At 59.2% G+C, this 16,286-nt stretch carries 13 protein-coding genes and 2 pseudogenes; 5 read left to right on the plus strand and 10 right to left on the minus strand.

Features of this window, described 5'->3' with window-relative positions:
- Window positions 1–25 precede the first annotated feature (25 nt).
- Entirely contained in the window at window positions 26–1,321 is a 1,296-nt protein-coding gene (locus ABDX87_RS09160) for a CynX/NimT family MFS transporter (protein WP_346832575.1), read from the minus strand.
- A 422-nt stretch (window positions 1,322–1,743) separates the two neighbouring features.
- On the opposite strand from ABDX87_RS09160, the gene ABDX87_RS09165 reads away from it, so the two are divergent.
- Genes ABDX87_RS09165 through ABDX87_RS09175 form a run of 3 tightly spaced genes read left to right on the plus strand, consistent with a single transcriptional unit; the run spans window position 1,744 to window position 2,889 of the window.
- Complete coding sequence (locus ABDX87_RS09165) at window positions 1,744–2,052, plus strand: transposase (RefSeq protein ID WP_004376391.1); 309 nt, start codon at window positions 1,744–1,746, stop codon at window positions 2,050–2,052.
- Window positions 2,053–2,060: 8 nt separating this feature from the next.
- Window positions 2,061–2,660, plus strand: coding sequence for an IS3 family transposase (locus tag ABDX87_RS09170; RefSeq protein ID WP_346833473.1), 600 nt, complete (start codon window positions 2,061–2,063; stop codon window positions 2,658–2,660).
- A gap of 7 nt (window positions 2,661–2,667) precedes the next feature.
- A complete protein-coding gene (locus ABDX87_RS09175; RefSeq protein ID WP_346833474.1) occupies window positions 2,668–2,889 on the plus strand; it encodes an integrase core domain-containing protein in 222 nt (73 codons plus the stop codon).
- A gap of 1,837 nt (window positions 2,890–4,726) precedes the next feature.
- Here ABDX87_RS09175 and ABDX87_RS09180 read toward each other — a convergent pair.
- The 4 genes from ABDX87_RS09180 to ABDX87_RS09195 all read right to left on the minus strand — a co-directional run bounded on the left by ABDX87_RS09180 (window position 4,727) and on the right by ABDX87_RS09195 (window position 8,888).
- Window positions 4,727–5,491 carry an amino acid ABC transporter ATP-binding protein gene (locus ABDX87_RS09180; protein WP_062386562.1) on the minus strand — a complete coding sequence of 255 codons (765 nt, stop codon included), beginning with the start codon at window positions 5,489–5,491 and terminating at the stop codon, window positions 4,727–4,729.
- 10 nt (window positions 5,492–5,501) lie between these two features.
- Window positions 5,502–6,599 (minus strand): amino acid ABC transporter permease, encoded by a 1,098-nt coding sequence (locus tag ABDX87_RS09185; RefSeq protein ID WP_346832576.1) that lies wholly within the window; start codon window positions 6,597–6,599, stop codon window positions 5,502–5,504.
- A 10-nt stretch (window positions 6,600–6,609) separates the two neighbouring features.
- On the minus strand, window positions 6,610–7,791 hold the full coding sequence (locus ABDX87_RS09190) for an amino acid ABC transporter permease (protein WP_346832578.1): 1,182 nt from the start codon (window positions 7,789–7,791) through the stop codon (window positions 6,610–6,612).
- Window positions 7,792–7,856: 65 nt separating this feature from the next.
- Window positions 7,857–8,888: an amino acid ABC transporter substrate-binding protein gene (locus tag ABDX87_RS09195; protein ID WP_346832579.1), complete on the minus strand. Its 1,032-nt coding sequence runs from the start codon at window positions 8,886–8,888 to the stop codon at window positions 7,857–7,859.
- Between the two features lie 488 nt (window positions 8,889–9,376).
- Here ABDX87_RS09195 and ABDX87_RS09200 point away from each other — a divergent pair, with 488 nt between their 5' ends.
- Both ABDX87_RS09200 and rhlB read left to right on the plus strand, forming a co-directional pair.
- Window positions 9,377–10,033 (plus strand): alpha/beta hydrolase, encoded by a 657-nt coding sequence (locus ABDX87_RS09200; protein WP_346832580.1) that lies wholly within the window; start codon window positions 9,377–9,379, stop codon window positions 10,031–10,033.
- A 275-nt stretch (window positions 10,034–10,308) separates the two neighbouring features.
- A pseudogene (gene rhlB / locus ABDX87_RS09205) lies at window positions 10,309–11,610 on the plus strand (ATP-dependent RNA helicase RhlB); the annotation flags it as partial.
- Window positions 11,611–11,718: 108 nt separating this feature from the next.
- On the opposite strand, the gene moaE reads toward rhlB, so the two are convergent.
- The 5 genes and pseudogenes from moaE to ABDX87_RS09230 form a co-directional block, all read right to left on the minus strand.
- Window positions 11,719–12,180: a molybdopterin synthase catalytic subunit MoaE gene (moaE, locus tag ABDX87_RS09210; protein ID WP_346832582.1), complete on the minus strand. Its 462-nt coding sequence runs from the start codon at window positions 12,178–12,180 to the stop codon at window positions 11,719–11,721.
- Window positions 12,181–12,182: 2 nt separating this feature from the next.
- Window positions 12,183–12,434, minus strand: a complete 252-nt coding sequence (locus tag ABDX87_RS09215; protein ID WP_431061222.1) for a MoaD/ThiS family protein — start codon at window positions 12,432–12,434, stop codon at window positions 12,183–12,185.
- The gene (gene moaC, locus ABDX87_RS09220; protein WP_346832583.1) at window positions 12,431–12,916 is read right to left on the minus strand and encodes a cyclic pyranopterin monophosphate synthase MoaC; all 486 of its coding nucleotides are present in this window, start codon (window positions 12,914–12,916) and stop codon (window positions 12,431–12,433) included. Before moaC ends, ABDX87_RS09215 begins: the two co-directional genes overlap by 4 nt.
- 233 nt (window positions 12,917–13,149) lie before the next feature.
- Window positions 13,150–14,544 carry a PhoH family protein gene (locus tag ABDX87_RS09225; RefSeq protein ID WP_346832584.1) on the minus strand — a complete coding sequence of 465 codons (1,395 nt, stop codon included), beginning with the start codon at window positions 14,542–14,544 and terminating at the stop codon, window positions 13,150–13,152.
- 427 nt (window positions 14,545–14,971) lie between these two features.
- Window positions 14,972–16,135 (minus strand): annotated as a pseudogene (locus ABDX87_RS09230) (polysaccharide deacetylase family protein); the annotation flags it as partial.
- Window positions 16,136–16,286: the final 151 nt, after the last annotated feature.

Here is a 16,286-nt window from a genome sequence, read left to right on the forward strand (position 1 = left end):
GACATTCGTGGCCCGAATAGCGGCTTCAGACTTTCTCGCTGGTGACGTCCACGTACAGCGCGCGCCCGGCGCCCATGCCCGCCAGGATCGCGGCCACGCCGATGATGCCGAAAATCCAGCCCACGGCGCTCCAGTTGCCGGTCCAGTCATGCACCACGCCAACGGCGAACGGGCCCAGCGACGCCAGCGTATAACCCACGCCTTGCGCCATGCTCGACAGGTTGGCAGCGACATGAGAATCACGCGAGCGCAGCACGATCAGGGTCAGTGCCAGACTGAACGTGCCGCCCTGCCCCAGCCCAAGAACCACGCCCCAGACCCACAACTGATTCAGCGGCGCATAGAGGCAGCCGTAGAGGCCAGCCAAGGTCAGCAGCATCACCAGCAGAATCGCCAGTCGCTGATCCTTGCCCCGCGTCGCCAACCATGGCGCGGTCAGCGAGCTGAGCAATTGAACCATGATCGAGCCCGATAACAGCAGCCCGGCTTCGGTCGGGGTCAGCCCTCGACCGATGAGAATCGACGGCAACCAGCCAAACACGATGTACGCCAGCGACGATTGCAGGCCCATGTACAGCGTCACCTGACGAGCCAGGCGATCACGGAACAAGCCACGTACGCGATAGGCCGCTTGATGCTGGCCGTGGCGCTGGCGCGTCTGCGGCCACCAGAAGAGTGCTGCGAGAACGGCCGGTACGATCCAGAACCCCAGGCCGACGTTCCAGCTGCCTCCAAAATAATGGCTGAGCGGCACGGTAGAGCCGGCGGCCACTGCGGCGCCCAGGCACAACGCCATGGTGTAGACACCGGTCATGGTCCCTGCCTGTTTGGCGAAATCGCGTTTGACGATCCCTGGCAACAGCACGCCGATAATGCCGATGCTCGCGCCAGACAGAATGCTGCCGGCGAACAGCCCCACTTCACCGAAAGAACTGCGCAGCAGAATTCCGCACGTCAGGGTCAGCAGGATGCCCAGGACGACGCGCTCACTGCCAAAACGCCGCGCCAGAACCGGCGCCAGCGGCGCGAACAACCCCAGGCACAGCACGGGCAACGTCGTGAGCAAACCGGCCTTTGCCGCCGACAGCCCCAAGCTTTTTGAGACCTCGCTTAACAAGGGCGCCATGCTCGATAACGCCGGACGCAGGTTCAGCGCAACCAACACTAGCCCCAACAGCAGAAACCATGGACGCTTCAATACGGGGTGATGCTGCTGAACCTGTTCGTCATCAGCTTCGGCATCGATCAGCAGCTCGTCGATTTCATGATGTTTTCGGGAACGGGATAGCGTGTCGCTCGCCAAAGGCGCCTTGGTCGTCATGGGATTCTCGTGGGGGCAGGATGTGTAACAGCGCATTGCGCAAAGACGTAATCCTGTTGGAGTTCGGCAAAGAACACAAGTTTTGCGGGGATTGGGTACAGTTTGCTCGGCCCGATTTCAGGCAATGAATCTGCGTCGAGCATTAGAACTGCGGGGCGGGCCTGCTTGAGAATGCGGTGGGTCAGCGGCATCCATGATAAATGACACACCGCGTTCGCCACCGTCGTAACCTCCGGCAGCTCCCACAGGATCTGTGCCGGATGCCTCCACAAGTTGCCGGGCAGGACCGATGGCACCACGCGGTCTCTGTAGGAGCAATCCGAGGTTACGAGGGTCGCGAAGAGGCCGGTACAGTCATGAACTGGCCTAATGATCTCGGACACTTCTTAAGGGCGATATGATTCGCCTATTCAGGAGGTTCCATGCAAGAACGAAAGACCTATACCCGCGAGTTCAAGCAACGTGCTGCAAGCATGGTTCTTGACGATAACTGTTCGGTTCCCGATGTCTGCGCATCAATGGACGTCGGTCCTACGGCTCTGCGCCGCTGGGTTGATCAGGTTCGTAAAGAACGCCAAAAAGGACAGCCCGTTGCAGGCACCAAGGCGATCAGCGATGAGCAGCGAGAACTCCAGCAGTTACGCGCCAAGATCAAACGCCTTGAGACCGAGGCCGAAATCCTAAAAAAGGCTACCGCTCTCTTAATGTCGGATCCCGATCGTTTTTCCTGATCGAGGAGCTGAGAGAGTCAGGCTCGTATCCGACCTGCCAGCTTTGTGACGCGCTGGGCGTTTCTCGCAGCGCGTTCTATGACTGGCTTCATCGTCGTTCAGCGCCGGATGCCAAGCGTGACGTGCTCCGGGCAAAGGTCGTGCAATTGCATGCTGAAAGCAGAGAAAGTGCGGGGGCGAGAATGATTTCTCAGTGTTTGAAGGCCCAGCAGCTCAGGGTTGGAAGGTATCTGGCTGGAAAACTCATGGCAGAGGCAAACCTGACCAGCAGGCAGCGCCGTCGCCACCCGTATCGCTCCAGAGGGGTTGAGGCATTTGTGGCCAAGAATCTGCTTGAACGTAATTTTCAGCCAGCAGCCATCAATCAGGTCTGGTGCGGCGACGTTACCAGTCTGATGGTCGGGAAACGTTGGTACCACTTGGCCGTGGTCATCGACCTGTTCGCCCGACGAGTCGTTGGGTGGGCATTTTCTCTGATCAATGACGCCAACCTGGTCACCAAAGCGCTCAGGATGGCGGTAGAAGTACGAGGCAGGCATGCAGGTCTGATGTTTCATTCGGATCAAGGCTGCCAGTACCAGCCAACGCTTCCAGGCTGGACTGCTTGAGCATGGCATCACCCAAAGCATGAGCCGCAGAGGCCAGTGCTGGGACAATGCGCCGACGGAGCGATTCTTTGGCACGCTCAAATCAGAATGGGTACCCGCCAAGGGCTATACAGAGATCGAAGAAGCCAGACGGGACATGACCAGCTTCTTCATGCGATACAACCGAACCAGGCTCCACAGCTACAACAACTACCTGTCGCCAATAACCATGGAGCAGCAGGCAGCTTGATTACCGTAACCGGTGTCCGGGATTACTTGACCAGAACATCAACGCACCTCTGCCGGCCGAAAACCGCATTCGCCACCGTCGTAACCTCCGGCAGCTCCCACAAGGTCTGCGCCGGATGCGACCACAGAGCTTGTGCCGGATGCTTCCACAGGTTCTGTGCCGGGCAGCCACAACAGGCTGGGTGTCGATGGCGAATACGCGGTCTCTGTGGGAGCAATCCGAGGTTACGAGGGTCGCGAAGAGGCCCTTACAGTCAACAAACCTCTGGCGGCCGAAAAACCGCGTTCGCCACCGTCGTAACCTCCAGCAGCTCCTACAAGGTCTGTGCCGGATGCGCCCACAGGTTCTGTGCCGGGCAGCCCCAACAGGCTGGGTGTCGATGGCGAACACGCGGTCTCTGTAGGAGCAATCCGAGGTTACGAGGGTCGCGAAGAGGCCGGTACAGTCAACGCACCTCTGCCGGCCGAAAACCGCATTCGCCACCGTCGTAACCTCCGGCAGCTCCCACAAGGTCTGCGCCGGATGCGACCACAGAGCTTGTGCCGGATGCTTCCACAGGTTCTGTGCCGGGCGGCCCCAACAGGCTAAGTGTCGATGGCGAACACGCGGTCTCTGTGGGCGCAATCCGAGGTTACGAGGGTCGCGAAGAGGCCGGGGTAGTCAACACACCTCTGCCGGCCGAAAAACCGCGTTCGCCACCGTCGTAACCTCCGGCAGCTCCCACAGGGCTTGTGCCGGATGCCTCCACAGGTTCTGTGCCGGGCAGCCACAACAGGCTGGGTGTCGATGGCGAATACGCGGTCTCTGTGGGAGCAATCCGAGGTTACGAGGGTCGCGAAGAGGCCCTTACAGTCAACAAACCTCTGGCGGCCGAAAAACCGCGTTCGCCACCGTCGTAACCTCCAGCAGCTCCTACAAGGTCTGTGCCGGATGCGCCCACAGGTTCTGTGCCGGGCAGCCCCAACAGGCTGGGTGTCGATGGCGAACACGCGGTCTCTGTAGGAGCAATCCGAGGTTACGAGGGTCGCGAAGAGGCCGGTACAGTCAACGCACCTCTGCCGGCCGAAAACCGCATTCGCCACCGTCGTAACCTCCGGCAGCTCCCACAAGGTCTGCGCCGGATGCGACCACAGAGCTTGTGCCGGATGCTTCCACAGGTTCTGTGCCGGGCGGCCCCAACAGGCTAAGTGTCGATGGCGAACACGCGGTCTCTGTGGGCGCAATCCGAGGTTACGAGGGTCGCGAAGAGGCCGGGGCAGTCAACACACCTCTGCCGGCCGAAAAACCGCGTTCGCCACCGTCGTAACCTCCGGCAGCTCCCACAGGGCTTGTGCCGGATGCCTCCACAGGTTCTGTGCCGGGCGGCCCCAACAGGCTGGGTGTCGATGGCGAACACGCGGTCTCTGTGGGAGCAATCCGAGGTTACGAGGGTCGCGAAGAGGCCGGTAAAGTCAACACACCTCTGCCGGCTGAAAGACCGCATTCGCCACCGTCATAACCTCCAGCAGCTCCTACAAGGTCTGTGCCGGATGCGCCCACAGGGTTGTGCCGGGCGGCCCCAACAGGCTAAGTGTCGATGGCGAACACCCGGTCTCTGTAGGAGCAATCTGAGGTTACGAGGGTCGCGAAGAGGCCGGGGCAGTCAACACACCTCTGCCGGCCGAAAAACCGCGTTCGCCACCGTCGTAACCTCCGGCAGCTCCCACAGAGAACGCCTTCGATGCACAAACCTGTGTCCGAATCCGGATCCGTGTCGAGCGGCAACCTGCAGGCGCTCACTCCGAAACAAAAAACCCGGACACAAGGTCCGGGTTCTGAGGGTGTTACTGCTGTCGACTCAGTGCAGGATCTGGCTGAGGAACAGTTTGGTGCGGTCGCTTTGCGGGTTGTCAAAGAAGTCGTTCGGGGCGGCTTGTTCGACGATTTCGCCTTTGTCCATGAAGATCACGCGGTTGGCCACGGTGCGGGCGAAGCCCATTTCGTGGGTCACGCAGAGCATGGTCATGCCTTCTTCAGCCAGACCGACCATGGTGTCCAGAACCTCTTTCACCATTTCCGGGTCGAGGGCCGAGGTTGGCTCGTCGAACAGCATGATTTTCGGCTTCATGCACAGGGCGCGGGCGATGGCTACACGCTGTTGCTGACCACCGGACAGCTGACCCGGGTACTTGTGCGCCTGCTCCGGAATGCGTACGCGTTCCAGGTAGTGCATGGCGATTTCTTCCGCCTTTTTCTTCGGCATCTTGCGCACCCACATCGGCGCCAGCGTGCAGTTCTGCAGGATGGTCAGGTGCGGGAACAGGTTGAAATGCTGGAACACCATGCCGACTTCCCGGCGAATGGTTTCGATCTGCTTCAGGTCAGACGTCAGTTCGGTGCCATCAACAATGATGCGACCTTGCTGGTGTTCTTCCAGACGGTTCAGGCAGCGAATGGTGGTCGATTTGCCCGAGCCCGACGGGCCGCACAATACGATACGTTCGCCCTGACGCACATTCAGGTTGATGTCTTTCAATACATGGAACTGGCCGTACCATTTGTGTACGCCTTCCATCCGGATCATGCCTTCGGCGCCCAGAGGCTTGCTGATAGCTTCACTCATCACATAACTCCTAACGCTTGTGGCCTGTGTCCAACTTACGCTCCAAATGCATGGAGTAGCGGGACATACCGAAACAGAAGATCCAGAACACCAGGGCCGCGAATACGTAGCCCTCGGTCGCCATGCCGAGCCAGTTCGGGTCGGCGGCAGCTTGCTTGACGCTGTTGAGCAGGTCGAACAGGCCGATGATGATGACAAGGCTGGTGTCCTTGAACAGCGCAATAACCGTGTTCACCAGACCCGGAATCACCAGCTTCAGAGCTTGCGGCAGAATCACCAGGCCCATCCGGCGCCAGTAACCCAGGCCCATGGCCGCAGCCGCTTCGTACTGCCCTTTGGGAATCGCCTGCATGCCACCACGCACCACTTCAGCCACATAGGCCGACTGGAACATGATCACGCCGATCAGGGCGCGCAGCAGTTTGTCGAAGTTCATGCCTTCCGGCAGGAACAGCGGCAGCATTACCGAGGACATGAACAGCACGGTGATCAACGGAACGCCACGCCAGAACTCGATGAACGTCACGCACAGCACGCGGATGGCCGGCATGTCCGAGCGACGACCCAACGCCAGCACCACGCCCAATGGCAAAGCACCGGCGATACCCACAGTGGCGATGACCAGTGTCAGCATCAGGCCGCCCCATTGGCTGGTCGCTACGTTAACCATGCCGAAGATGCCGCCATGCAGCAGGAAGTAGGCAACGATCGGATAAATGACCAGGAACGACAGACCGTAGATGGCCTTGCGCGGCATCATCTTGATGAACAGCGGTGCAGCACCGATGATCGCCAGCCAGACGGTCAGGTCGACCCTCCAGCGCAGTGCCTGCGGGTAATACCCGTACATGAACTGGCCGAAACGCTGCTCGATGAACACCCAGCAGGCGCCAGCCTTGGTGCAGTCGGCGCGTGTGGTGCCGACCCAGTTGGCGTCGAAAATTGACCAGCTCAGCAGGGGCGGAACGATCAGCCAGATCAGGTAGATCGCGAACAGGGTCAACAGGGAGTTGATCCAGCTCGAGAACAGGTTCTGGCGCATCCATGCCACCGGGCCGAAGACTTTGCTCGGCGGCGGCATGTCAGGTTTGAAAGTATGGGATGTCATGCGCGTTTCCTCACCGCTCGATCAGCGCAATGCGCTTGTTGTACCAGTTCATCAGCAGGGAAATGCTGATACTGATCGCCAGGTACACGCTCATGGTGATGGCAATGACTTCGATGGCCTGGCCGGTCTGGTTGAGAACGGTGCCGGCGAACAGCGAAACCATTTCCGGGTAACCGATACCCGCTGCCAGCGAGGAGTTTTTCGCCAGGTTCAGGTATTGGCTGGTCAATGGCGGAATGATCACCCGCAGTGCTTGCGGGATGATGACCTTGCGCAGCGTAGGACCTGGGCGCAGGCCCAACGAACGTGCGGCTTCGGTCTGGCCGTGGCTGACCGACTTGATGCCCGAGCGCACGATTTCAGCAATAAATGCCGCCGTGTAAACCGTCAGGGCCAAGGTCAGCGCCAGCAACTCCGGGATCAATACCCAGCCGCCTACGAAGTTGAAGCCTTTGAGTTCAGGGACTTCCCAATGCACAGGCGCACCGAAGATCAGCGTACACAACGCAGGGATGACGATGAACAGGGCCAGGCCCGCCCAGAATTTGTGAAACGGAACGCCTGTCGCGTCGAACCGCTTATTGGCCCATTTGGCCATAAAGACGATAGCGACGATTGCCAGAATCACACTGATCACGAACGGCCATGCAGCGTCGGTGGCGATCGCTCCAGGCATGTTCAAGCCACGACTGCTGACGAAGAACGAGCCGAAGAAGCCGTGAGCGGCGCGAGGTCCCGGCAGCGTCAGGAACACCGCGAAATACCAGAAGAGGATCTGCAGCAGCGGCGGAATGTTGCGGAAGACTTCGACGTAGATCGTCGCCAGTTTGTTGATGATCCAGTTGTTGGACAGCCGCGCCACACCGACGATGAAGCCGAGCAAGGTCGCGAGAATCACGCCAATGAATGTGACCAGCAGCGTGTTGAGCAAACCGATAAGGAAAACCCTCGCGTAACTATCCGATTCCGTGAACGGAATCAGGTGTTGCGCGATGCCGAAACCGGCGCTGTTTTCGAGGAAACCGAAACCTGAGTTGATACCCCGGTGTTGCAGGTTGGTTTGGGTGTTATCGAACAGATACCAACCCATCGCGACTACTGCGATAACCGTGATTATCTGAAATAGCCACGCACGCACTTTGGGATCGCTGAGGGATAGCCTCTGCTTTGGTGCGCTGATTTGATTTTGCATGAAGTGCCCCAGAAAAAATGGAACGAAGTACCCGGCTGCGCCTTACGCAGCCGGGTACAGGTCAATCAACGCACAGGTGGTGCGTATTGAATGCCGCCAGCGTTCCACAGAGCGTTCTGACCACGGTCAATAGCCAGAGGCGTGCTTTTGCCCAGGTTTTTCTCGAAGATCTCGCCGTAGTTACCTACTTGCTTGACGATCTGAACGACCCAGTCTTTCTTCAGTTTCAGCTGCGGACCGTAGTCGCCGTCAGCACCCAGCAGACGTGCAACGTCAGGGTTTTTGGTGGATTTGGCTTCGGCTTCGACGTTCTTGGAAGTGATGCCTGCTTCTTCAGTGTTCAACAAGGCGAAGCCTACCCAGCGAACCAGGGTGGTCCACTCTTCGTCACCGCGAGCGACGACTGGGCCCAGTGGTTCTTTGGAAATGGTTTCAGGCAGAACGACGTAGTCGGTCGGTTTAGCCAGCTTCGAACGCTGTGCGTACAGCTGCGACTTGTCGGAAGTCAGCACGTCGCAACGGCCGGATTCCAGCGACTTGGCGCTTTCGTCGGAGGTGTCGAAGGTGATCGGGGTGTATTTCAGGTTGTTGGCGCGGAAGTAGTCGGAGACGTTCAGCTCGGTGGTGGTACCGGCTTGAATACAGATGGTCGCACCGTCCAGTTCCTTGGCACTCTTCACGCCCAGCTTGCTGTTGGCCAGGAAGCCAACGCCGTCGTAGTACGTCACGAAACCCGGGAACATCAGGCCCATGCTCGCGTCGCGAGAACTGGTCCAGGTGGTGTTACGCGACAGGATGTCGATTTCGCCCGATTGCAGCGCGGTGAAACGCTCCTTGGCGTTCAGCTGGCTGAACTTGACCTTGGTGGCATCACCGAAAACAGCGGCAGCAACAGCGCGGCAGAAGTCGGCGTCGATCCCCTTGATAGTACCGCTTGCGTCTGGGACCGAGAAACCTGGCAGACCGTCACTCACACCGCACTGGATGAAGCCTTTTTTCTGAATCGCATCCAGCTTAGCGCCCGCTTGAGCGAAACCAGTGATGCCCAGTGCTGCTGCGGCGGCCACTACAGCCAGGGTGGATTTCAACATCTTCATTCAAACCTCCAGTTTGCTCTTTGTTGTGTAGGAGCTTTAGCCCCGCCGCACCCTTGTGAGGCATTAATGACCCGTGCTGGCTTGTTTTTGGGTCATGCGACGTAAGACCCGAACCCGAAACCGGTATCTTGCGTTTCGTCCACCGCATTTGCGGGTTCGATTGGTCAAGCGGACTGAAGCCCCATGATGTCCTTGAACCCCGAGGTTCAAAGCGAATCGTGCCTGGAATCCCGATCGATGGACTCCGTGCTGCCCCGACGTAACAATAGACCGAATGATTAATGGCCCATTAGTGTTACCGCCTGAGGTGAGCGCCTTCACTCCGGGGGATGTGTAGCAAAGCCCGTACCACCATGCTGGCAAAGTCGAATTAGCGACAGGTCAAGATCAAAACTTGTAACCTTGCGACATCTTCTTTCATATCTGAATACGGCCACGCACCGCGTTAAAGCGCCGCGCCAGAGCCATCGCACACAAATGGAGCACACATGAGCGAACCCCTGATCATCGAGCCGGAAAAAACCGCCGATGCCTGCGTCATCTGGCTACATGGCCTGGGTGCCGACCGTTACGACTTCATGCCCGTTGCAGAGGCGCTGCAGCAGACCTTGCTGACCACCCGTTTCGTCTTGCCGCAAGCCCCGACCCGCGCAGTCACGGTGAACGGCGGTTATGAAATGCCGAGCTGGTATGACATCAAGGCCATGAGCCCGGCGCGCGCGATCGATCGCGATCAGCTGGAGGGCTCGGCGCAGCGCGTCCTGACCCTGATCGAAGCCCAGCGAGACAGCGGAATCGACCCTGCACGCATCTTCCTCGCCGGATTCTCTCAAGGCGGCGCCGTCGTGCTGCACACCGCGTTCTTGCGCTGGGAAGGCCCGCTGGGCGGGGTTCTGGCGCTCTCCACCTATGCGCCAACGTTCAGCGATGAAATGGTCCTGTCGGCCAGCCAGCAGCGCATTCCGGTGTATTGCTTGCATGGCATCTACGATGAAGTCGTTCAAAACGCCATGGGCCGAACCGCCTATGAGCAATTGAAAGCCAAAGACGTCACCGCGACATGGCAGGAATACCCAATGGGCCATGAAGTGTTACCGCAGGAAATTTCCGACATAGGCGTCTGGCTCGGGGATCGGCTGCGTTAAAACGCCAATTGTTCCTTTCATTTGTCTTGCGGATTTGGTATGGCACTACGCCGCGCCGGGTTCTTGCTTTACACTGCCCGGCGTATATTCCTTAATCAATCGACGAGATGACCGTGCTCAAAGCACTTAAAAAAATGTTCGGTAAAAGCGAGGCTGAGCAGCTCGCACCCGCTGCTCCCCTCCCCGTTTCCAAAAGCCCGACCGAAGGCTCGTACCGGGAAACAGCCTCGCCCGTCGCGCCCACCGCGCAAACAGAGGCTTCGAGTCAACCTGCCGCTCCACGTCCCAAGGCTGAACGCCCGCGTCGTGAGCGCGCGCCCAAACCTGTCGTCGCACCGTGGAAAGTCGAAGACTTCGTGGTCGAACCGCAGGAAGGCAAAACCCGCTTTCATGATTTCCCGCTAGCCCCCGAGCTCATGCACGCCATTCAGGATCTGGGATTCCCCTACTGCACGCCGATTCAGGCCGGTGTCCTGGGCTACACGCTCAAGGGCAAGGATGCGATCGGTCGCGCGCAGACCGGCACGGGCAAGACGGCCGCATTCCTGATCTCGATCATCACGCAACTGACCCAGACCCCGCCGCCGAAAGAACGCTACATGGGTGAACCCCGTGCGCTGATCATCGCGCCGACCCGCGAGCTCGTGGTGCAGATTGCCAAGGACGCTGAGGCACTGACCAAGTACACCAATCTCAACGTCATGACGTTCGTTGGCGGCATGGACTTCGACAAACAGCTCAAGCAACTCGAAGCGCGTCACTGCGACATCCTCGTGGCGACCCCGGGCCGCTTGCTGGACTTCAACCAGCGCGGTGAAGTGCATCTGGACATGGTCGAAGTGATGGTGCTGGACGAAGCCGACCGCATGCTCGACATGGGCTTCATCCCTCAGGTGCGCTCGATCATCCGCCAGACCCCGCACAAAGGTGAGCGCCAGACGCTGCTGTTCTCGGCGACGTTCACCGAAGACGTCATGAACCTGGCCAAGCAATGGACCACTGACCCGGCGATCGTCGAAATCGAATCGCTGAACGTCGCCAGCGACACCGTCGAACAACACATCTATGCCGTCGCTGCAGCGGACAAATACAAGCTGCTGTTCAACCTGATCAACGACAACGGTTGGGAACGCGTGATGGTCTTCGCCAACCGCAAGGACGAAGTGCGTCGCATCGAAGAACGTCTGGTGCGGGACGGCGTCAACGCCGCGCAGCTGTCGGGCGACGTCCCGCAACACAAGCGGATCAAGACGCTGGAAGGGTTCCGTGAAGGCAAGATTCGCGTCCTGGTGGCCACCGACGTGGCAGGTCGCGGGATTCACATCGACGGCATCAGCCACGTGATCAACTTCACGCTGCCGGAAGTGCCGGACGACTATGTACACCGCATCGGCCGGACCGGCCGCGCGGGCGCCGACGGCGTCTCTATCAGCTTCGCCGGTGAAGACGATTCGTACCAGTTGCCGTCAATCGAAGAGAAGCTGGGCCGCAAGATCAGTTGCGAGATGCCGCCGACCGAGTTGCTGCGGGCGGTGGTGCGCAAACCTCGGGCACAGCCTGCGGCGGAATCCGAATAAGGCCTCTGCCCTTGTAGGAGCGCGCTTGCCCGCGATGAGATCGTGCCAGCGATATTTATTTGGCTGACACACCGCAATCGCGGGCAAGCGCGCTCCTACAAATACGAGCTAAAGCTCGGCTTTTTTCCAGCGCTGCGCGGCGGCATGATCACTGTCGCGGCCTTCTACCCAGCGCGGGCCTTCTGAGGTGTTCTCTTTCTTCCAGAACGGCGCGCGGGTTTTCAGATAATCCATGACGAAATCGCAGGCCTCGAACGCGGCCTGCCGATGAGCACTGGCGACCCCGACAAAGACAATCGGCTCACCCGGCTCAAGCGCGCCGATGCGATGCAGCACCTCGATCTTGAGCAACGGCCAGCGCTGCTGCGCTTGCTCGACTATCTTGCCCAGCGCCTTTTCGGTCATGCCCGGATAGTGTTCGAGCAACATCCCGGCCACTTCTCGCCCGTCGTTGAAATCCCGCACGTAACCGACAAAGCTCACCACCGCGCCAACACCGACGTTGGCATCGTGCATCGCGTTGACTTCTGCGCCCGGATCGAACGCGGTTGCCTGCACTCGAACGGCCATGATCAGCCTCCGGTCACGGTGGGAAAGAACGCCACTTCGTCGCCCGCTTCGACGGGTTCATTCAGCGAGCACAGTTCCTGATTGCGGGCGCACATGATGTTCTGCTCCGCCAGCACGTCCCAAACGCCTCCGCGAGCGAGTAGATGCTCACGAATCGCGCCGACCGTCGCGAAGCCGCCCTCCAGATTCTCGCTTTCGGTTCCCAGCGTCTCGCGGAACCGGGCGAAGAACTGAACCTGAACGTGAATAGTCATTGCGCCTCCACCTTTTCATCGGCCACGAAGTGCCCGCTTTTGCCGCCGAGCTTTTCCAGCAGGCGAACATGCTCGATAACCATGCCGCGATCAACGGCCTTGCACATGTCATAGATCGTCAGCGCCGCAACACTGGCAGCGGTCAGCGCTTCCATTTCCACACCGGTCTGCCCGGACAGTTTGCAGCGGGCGACGATGTGGACGGTGTCGTCGCCTTCGGCACTGAGCTCGACCTTGACGCTGGTCAGCATCAACGGATGGCACAAAGGAATCAGGTCGCTGGTTTTCTTCGCTGCCTGAATCCCGGCGATGCGCGCCACGGCGAACACATCCCCTTTCGGATGACCACCGGCGACAATCATTTGCAGGGTTTCAGGCAGCATGCGCACGCGGGCTTCGGCCACGGCTTCACGGGACGTCACCGCTTTTTCAGTGACGTCGACCATATTGGCGCGACCTTGGGAATCGAGATGAGTAAGCACGGGATGACTCCTGGACAGGAGCGAGGATTGTAAACCCTGAGACGCGGAAACTGTAGGAGCGTGGCTTGTCCCGCGATTGCGGTGGGTCAGCCAACGATGATGCAGATGATCCAACGCAATCGCGGGACAAGCCACGCGCCTACAAGGAATCTCCATCCAGGTGCTCGTAATGGGGGTGGTCCGCGAAATAAAGGGGCGCCGAAACGTCGGCGCCCACTGATTCAAGCAGCAGTTTAAAGATGACTCTCCGCGTACTCAGCCAGGATCGAGCGTGGAACCCCTTGCAGGGTGATGTGCACGCCGTTGGGGAAATCCTTGAAGCGCTCCGTCAGGTAAGTCAGGCCGGAACTGGTGGCCGACAGGTATGGGGTGTCGATCTGCGCCAGGTTACCCAGGCAGACCACCTTGGAACCGGCACCGGCACGGGTGATGATGGTTTTCATCTGGTGCGGGGTGAGGTTCTGGCATTCGTCGATCAGGATCAGGCTTTGCTGGAAACTGCGGCCTCGAATGTAGTTAAGGGATTTGAACTGCAACGGCACTTTGCTCAGGATGTAGTCGACACTGCCATGGGTGTTTTCATCGTCCATGTGCAGCGCTTCCAGGTTGTCGGTGATCGCACCGAGCCAAGGCTCCATCTTCTCGGCTTCGGTGCCCGGCAGGAACCCGATCTCCTGGTCCAGACCCTGCACGCTACGAGTTGCGATGATGCGGCGATAACGTTTGCTGACCATGGTCTGCTCAATGGCAGCGGCCAGCGCCAGAATGGTCTTGCCCGAGCCTGCAGCGCCCGACAGGTTGACCAGATGAATATCCGGATCCAGCAACGCGAACAGCGCCAGGCCCTGGTAGATGTCACGCGGTTTCAGGCCCCAGGCTTCCTGGTGCAACAGCGGCTCCTGGTGCATGTCCAGCAACAGCAACTCATCCGGTTTGACGCCTTTGATCCAGCCGACGAAGCCCTGCTCGTCGATGATGAACTCGTTGATGTGAACGGCCGGGATCTGCTCGGCCATCTGCACTTTGTGCCAGGTGCGGCCATGGTCCTGGCGCGTGTCGACCTTGCTGACGCGGTCCCAGAAGGAACCGGTCATGGTGTGATAACCGCGCGACAGCATCGACACGTCATCGACCAACTGGTCGGTGCTGTAGTCTTCAGCCGCAATACCGCAGGCGCGCGCCTTCAGGCGCATGTTGATGTCTTTGGTGACCAGCACGATGCGCATGTCCTTTTTGCGCGCATGCAGATCGATCAGTTGATTGATGATGATGTTGTCGTTCAGATGCTCGGGCAGAAGGCTGTTGGGCTCTTCGCGCTTGCTCATCAGGATGGACAGATAACCCTTGAAAACGCCTGTACCGCGATCAATCGGTACGCCTCGTTCGACCTCCTCCGGGGTCGCTTCGCCAAGTGTCTTGTCGATCAACCGAATGGCCTGGCGGCATTCCGCAGCGACCGAGTGTTTGCCCGCCTTGAGCTTGTCCAGTTCTTCGAGGACCGTCATGGGGAGTGCGACGTGGTGTTCTTCGAAATTCAGCAGCGCGTTTGGATCATGAATCAATACATTGGTATCGAGCACATAGAGGATTGGCTGGTTAGAGGAAGGGGTGCGTCCGTGGTCATCCATACTCGCTCACCTTTGTAGTAGCCAGGTAACGCGACACACAGTCGATGTCGCGCTACGAAAAGGCCGCCGGGCTCTCTCCTTCAGGCAGGAGAGAAATGCGCAAAGTGGGGTCTGGGGGGACGCCACCTGTGTTGCAGGGTTCGGCGGTCTGTTGTCGTAATACCGCAAAACCGATGACATAAAAAAGCGTTTTGAGAGGAATTTGAAGTTTATTTCACAGCGTGACGAATAGCCCTTGGCGGATGGTTCGCACGCGTTTACAGTCGGAAGTCCGGTCGGGGGGAAATCCTCGAAAAAATCCGACCGATCCTACCTGCTTGTCTCCCTACTCCCCTTGTTTTCCGGGCTCTTCAGCCTGATTAGCCGACGGCTGAGTGGCATCTGGCGTTTGATCCTCTGGTTGTTCGTCCGCAGGCTCGTCAGCGTCTTGATCGTCGGGCTCCGCCTGATCGGTTTCGTCCGACAGTTGCTGCGGATAAATATGACAGTCTTCCCACACCACACCGCTCTGCGCAGTATTGGCCATCAGCCATGGCACGGCCTGTTGAGGTTTGTCCGTGCTGTCGTGAAACACGATGTTTCCGTGGCGCCACAAGAGCATCAACGTCAGCACACGGTGCGCGGCCTGTTCGGCGCTGATGCGGCCGGTCGCGTCCTGGGAATCAATGTTCCACAGCGACACGCGCAACTGCTGATCGCGGAAAAACTGCCCGCTGTCAGCCCGTCGATGGCCGTACGGCGGCCGGAACAGCGGCACGAAATTGTCTGGCAGGGCCTGTTGCACCAACGCGGCGCTGCGCTCGACTGAATCCTGCCAGTCATTCCAGTGGGCGTGCGAACGGTACTCCCAGCCTTGGATCCCCACACACTGCTGGCGATACACCGTCTGCAGCGCTTGAGGAGAACTGGCGTCCAGCCGGGTTTGCAGGTTTTTACCGAGCACGAAGAAGGTGGCGTTGATCTTCTGCTGACGCATGAAATCCGCCAGCCAGTCGGTGGCGCCGTCTGCAACTGTAGGACCGCTCTCGAAATTGAGAAGGAACGTGCGGTCGGGCATTTCTTCGCCGCTTAACTCGTCCGAGTTGTAGCGCTCGACTTCGCTGCTGGTCTGCGGAAACAGCGCCGCCATGCGCAGCAGTTCGTTCAGGTAACGCTGATTGAAGGCATCGGCTGGCGCGGCCCAGCGGGCATAAAACGAATCGTCCGCAACTTTGTACTCAGCCGCCCGCTGACGCAGCATCGGCACGTCGTCGACCAGCACGCAGAACGAGGCATCGGCTTCGCAGGACTTCTCGGCGGCTTTCCAGTTGTCGAACAGTCGTGTCCACAGGCGATTGCGTATCAGGTTGACCGTGGCCACGTTGATCTGCCGCAACCCGAGACGCTCGGCCAGTTGGACATCGCTGATGTTTTCACTCTCAAGCAGTTGATGAGCAAAACTCAGGATCTCGGCCCGCGAGGCCACATCGAACAGCTGCGGGGTCTCCAGGACCTCCGGCCAGACACTGCGATCCATCGTCGCAATCTCTCCAGTCGCCGCCTGCGCGTTGAACGCGAGCAGACAGGCACCGATCAATAACGGCATGCGCAAAACGACGTGCTCCCAATCCTTGAACAAAGAGGCCGAAACCGGCGAGGCACTATAGCGGATTTGGGTTGGCCCAGAATCAGCGTTCAGCGACCTCTGCGCATCCCTGTGGGAGCGAATTCATTCGCGATTCGCCAGCAAGAACGACGCATTT

This window comes from Pseudomonas abietaniphila, assembly GCF_039697315.1.
Lineage (GTDB): Bacteria > Pseudomonadota > Gammaproteobacteria > Pseudomonadales > Pseudomonadaceae > Aquipseudomonas > Aquipseudomonas abietaniphila_B.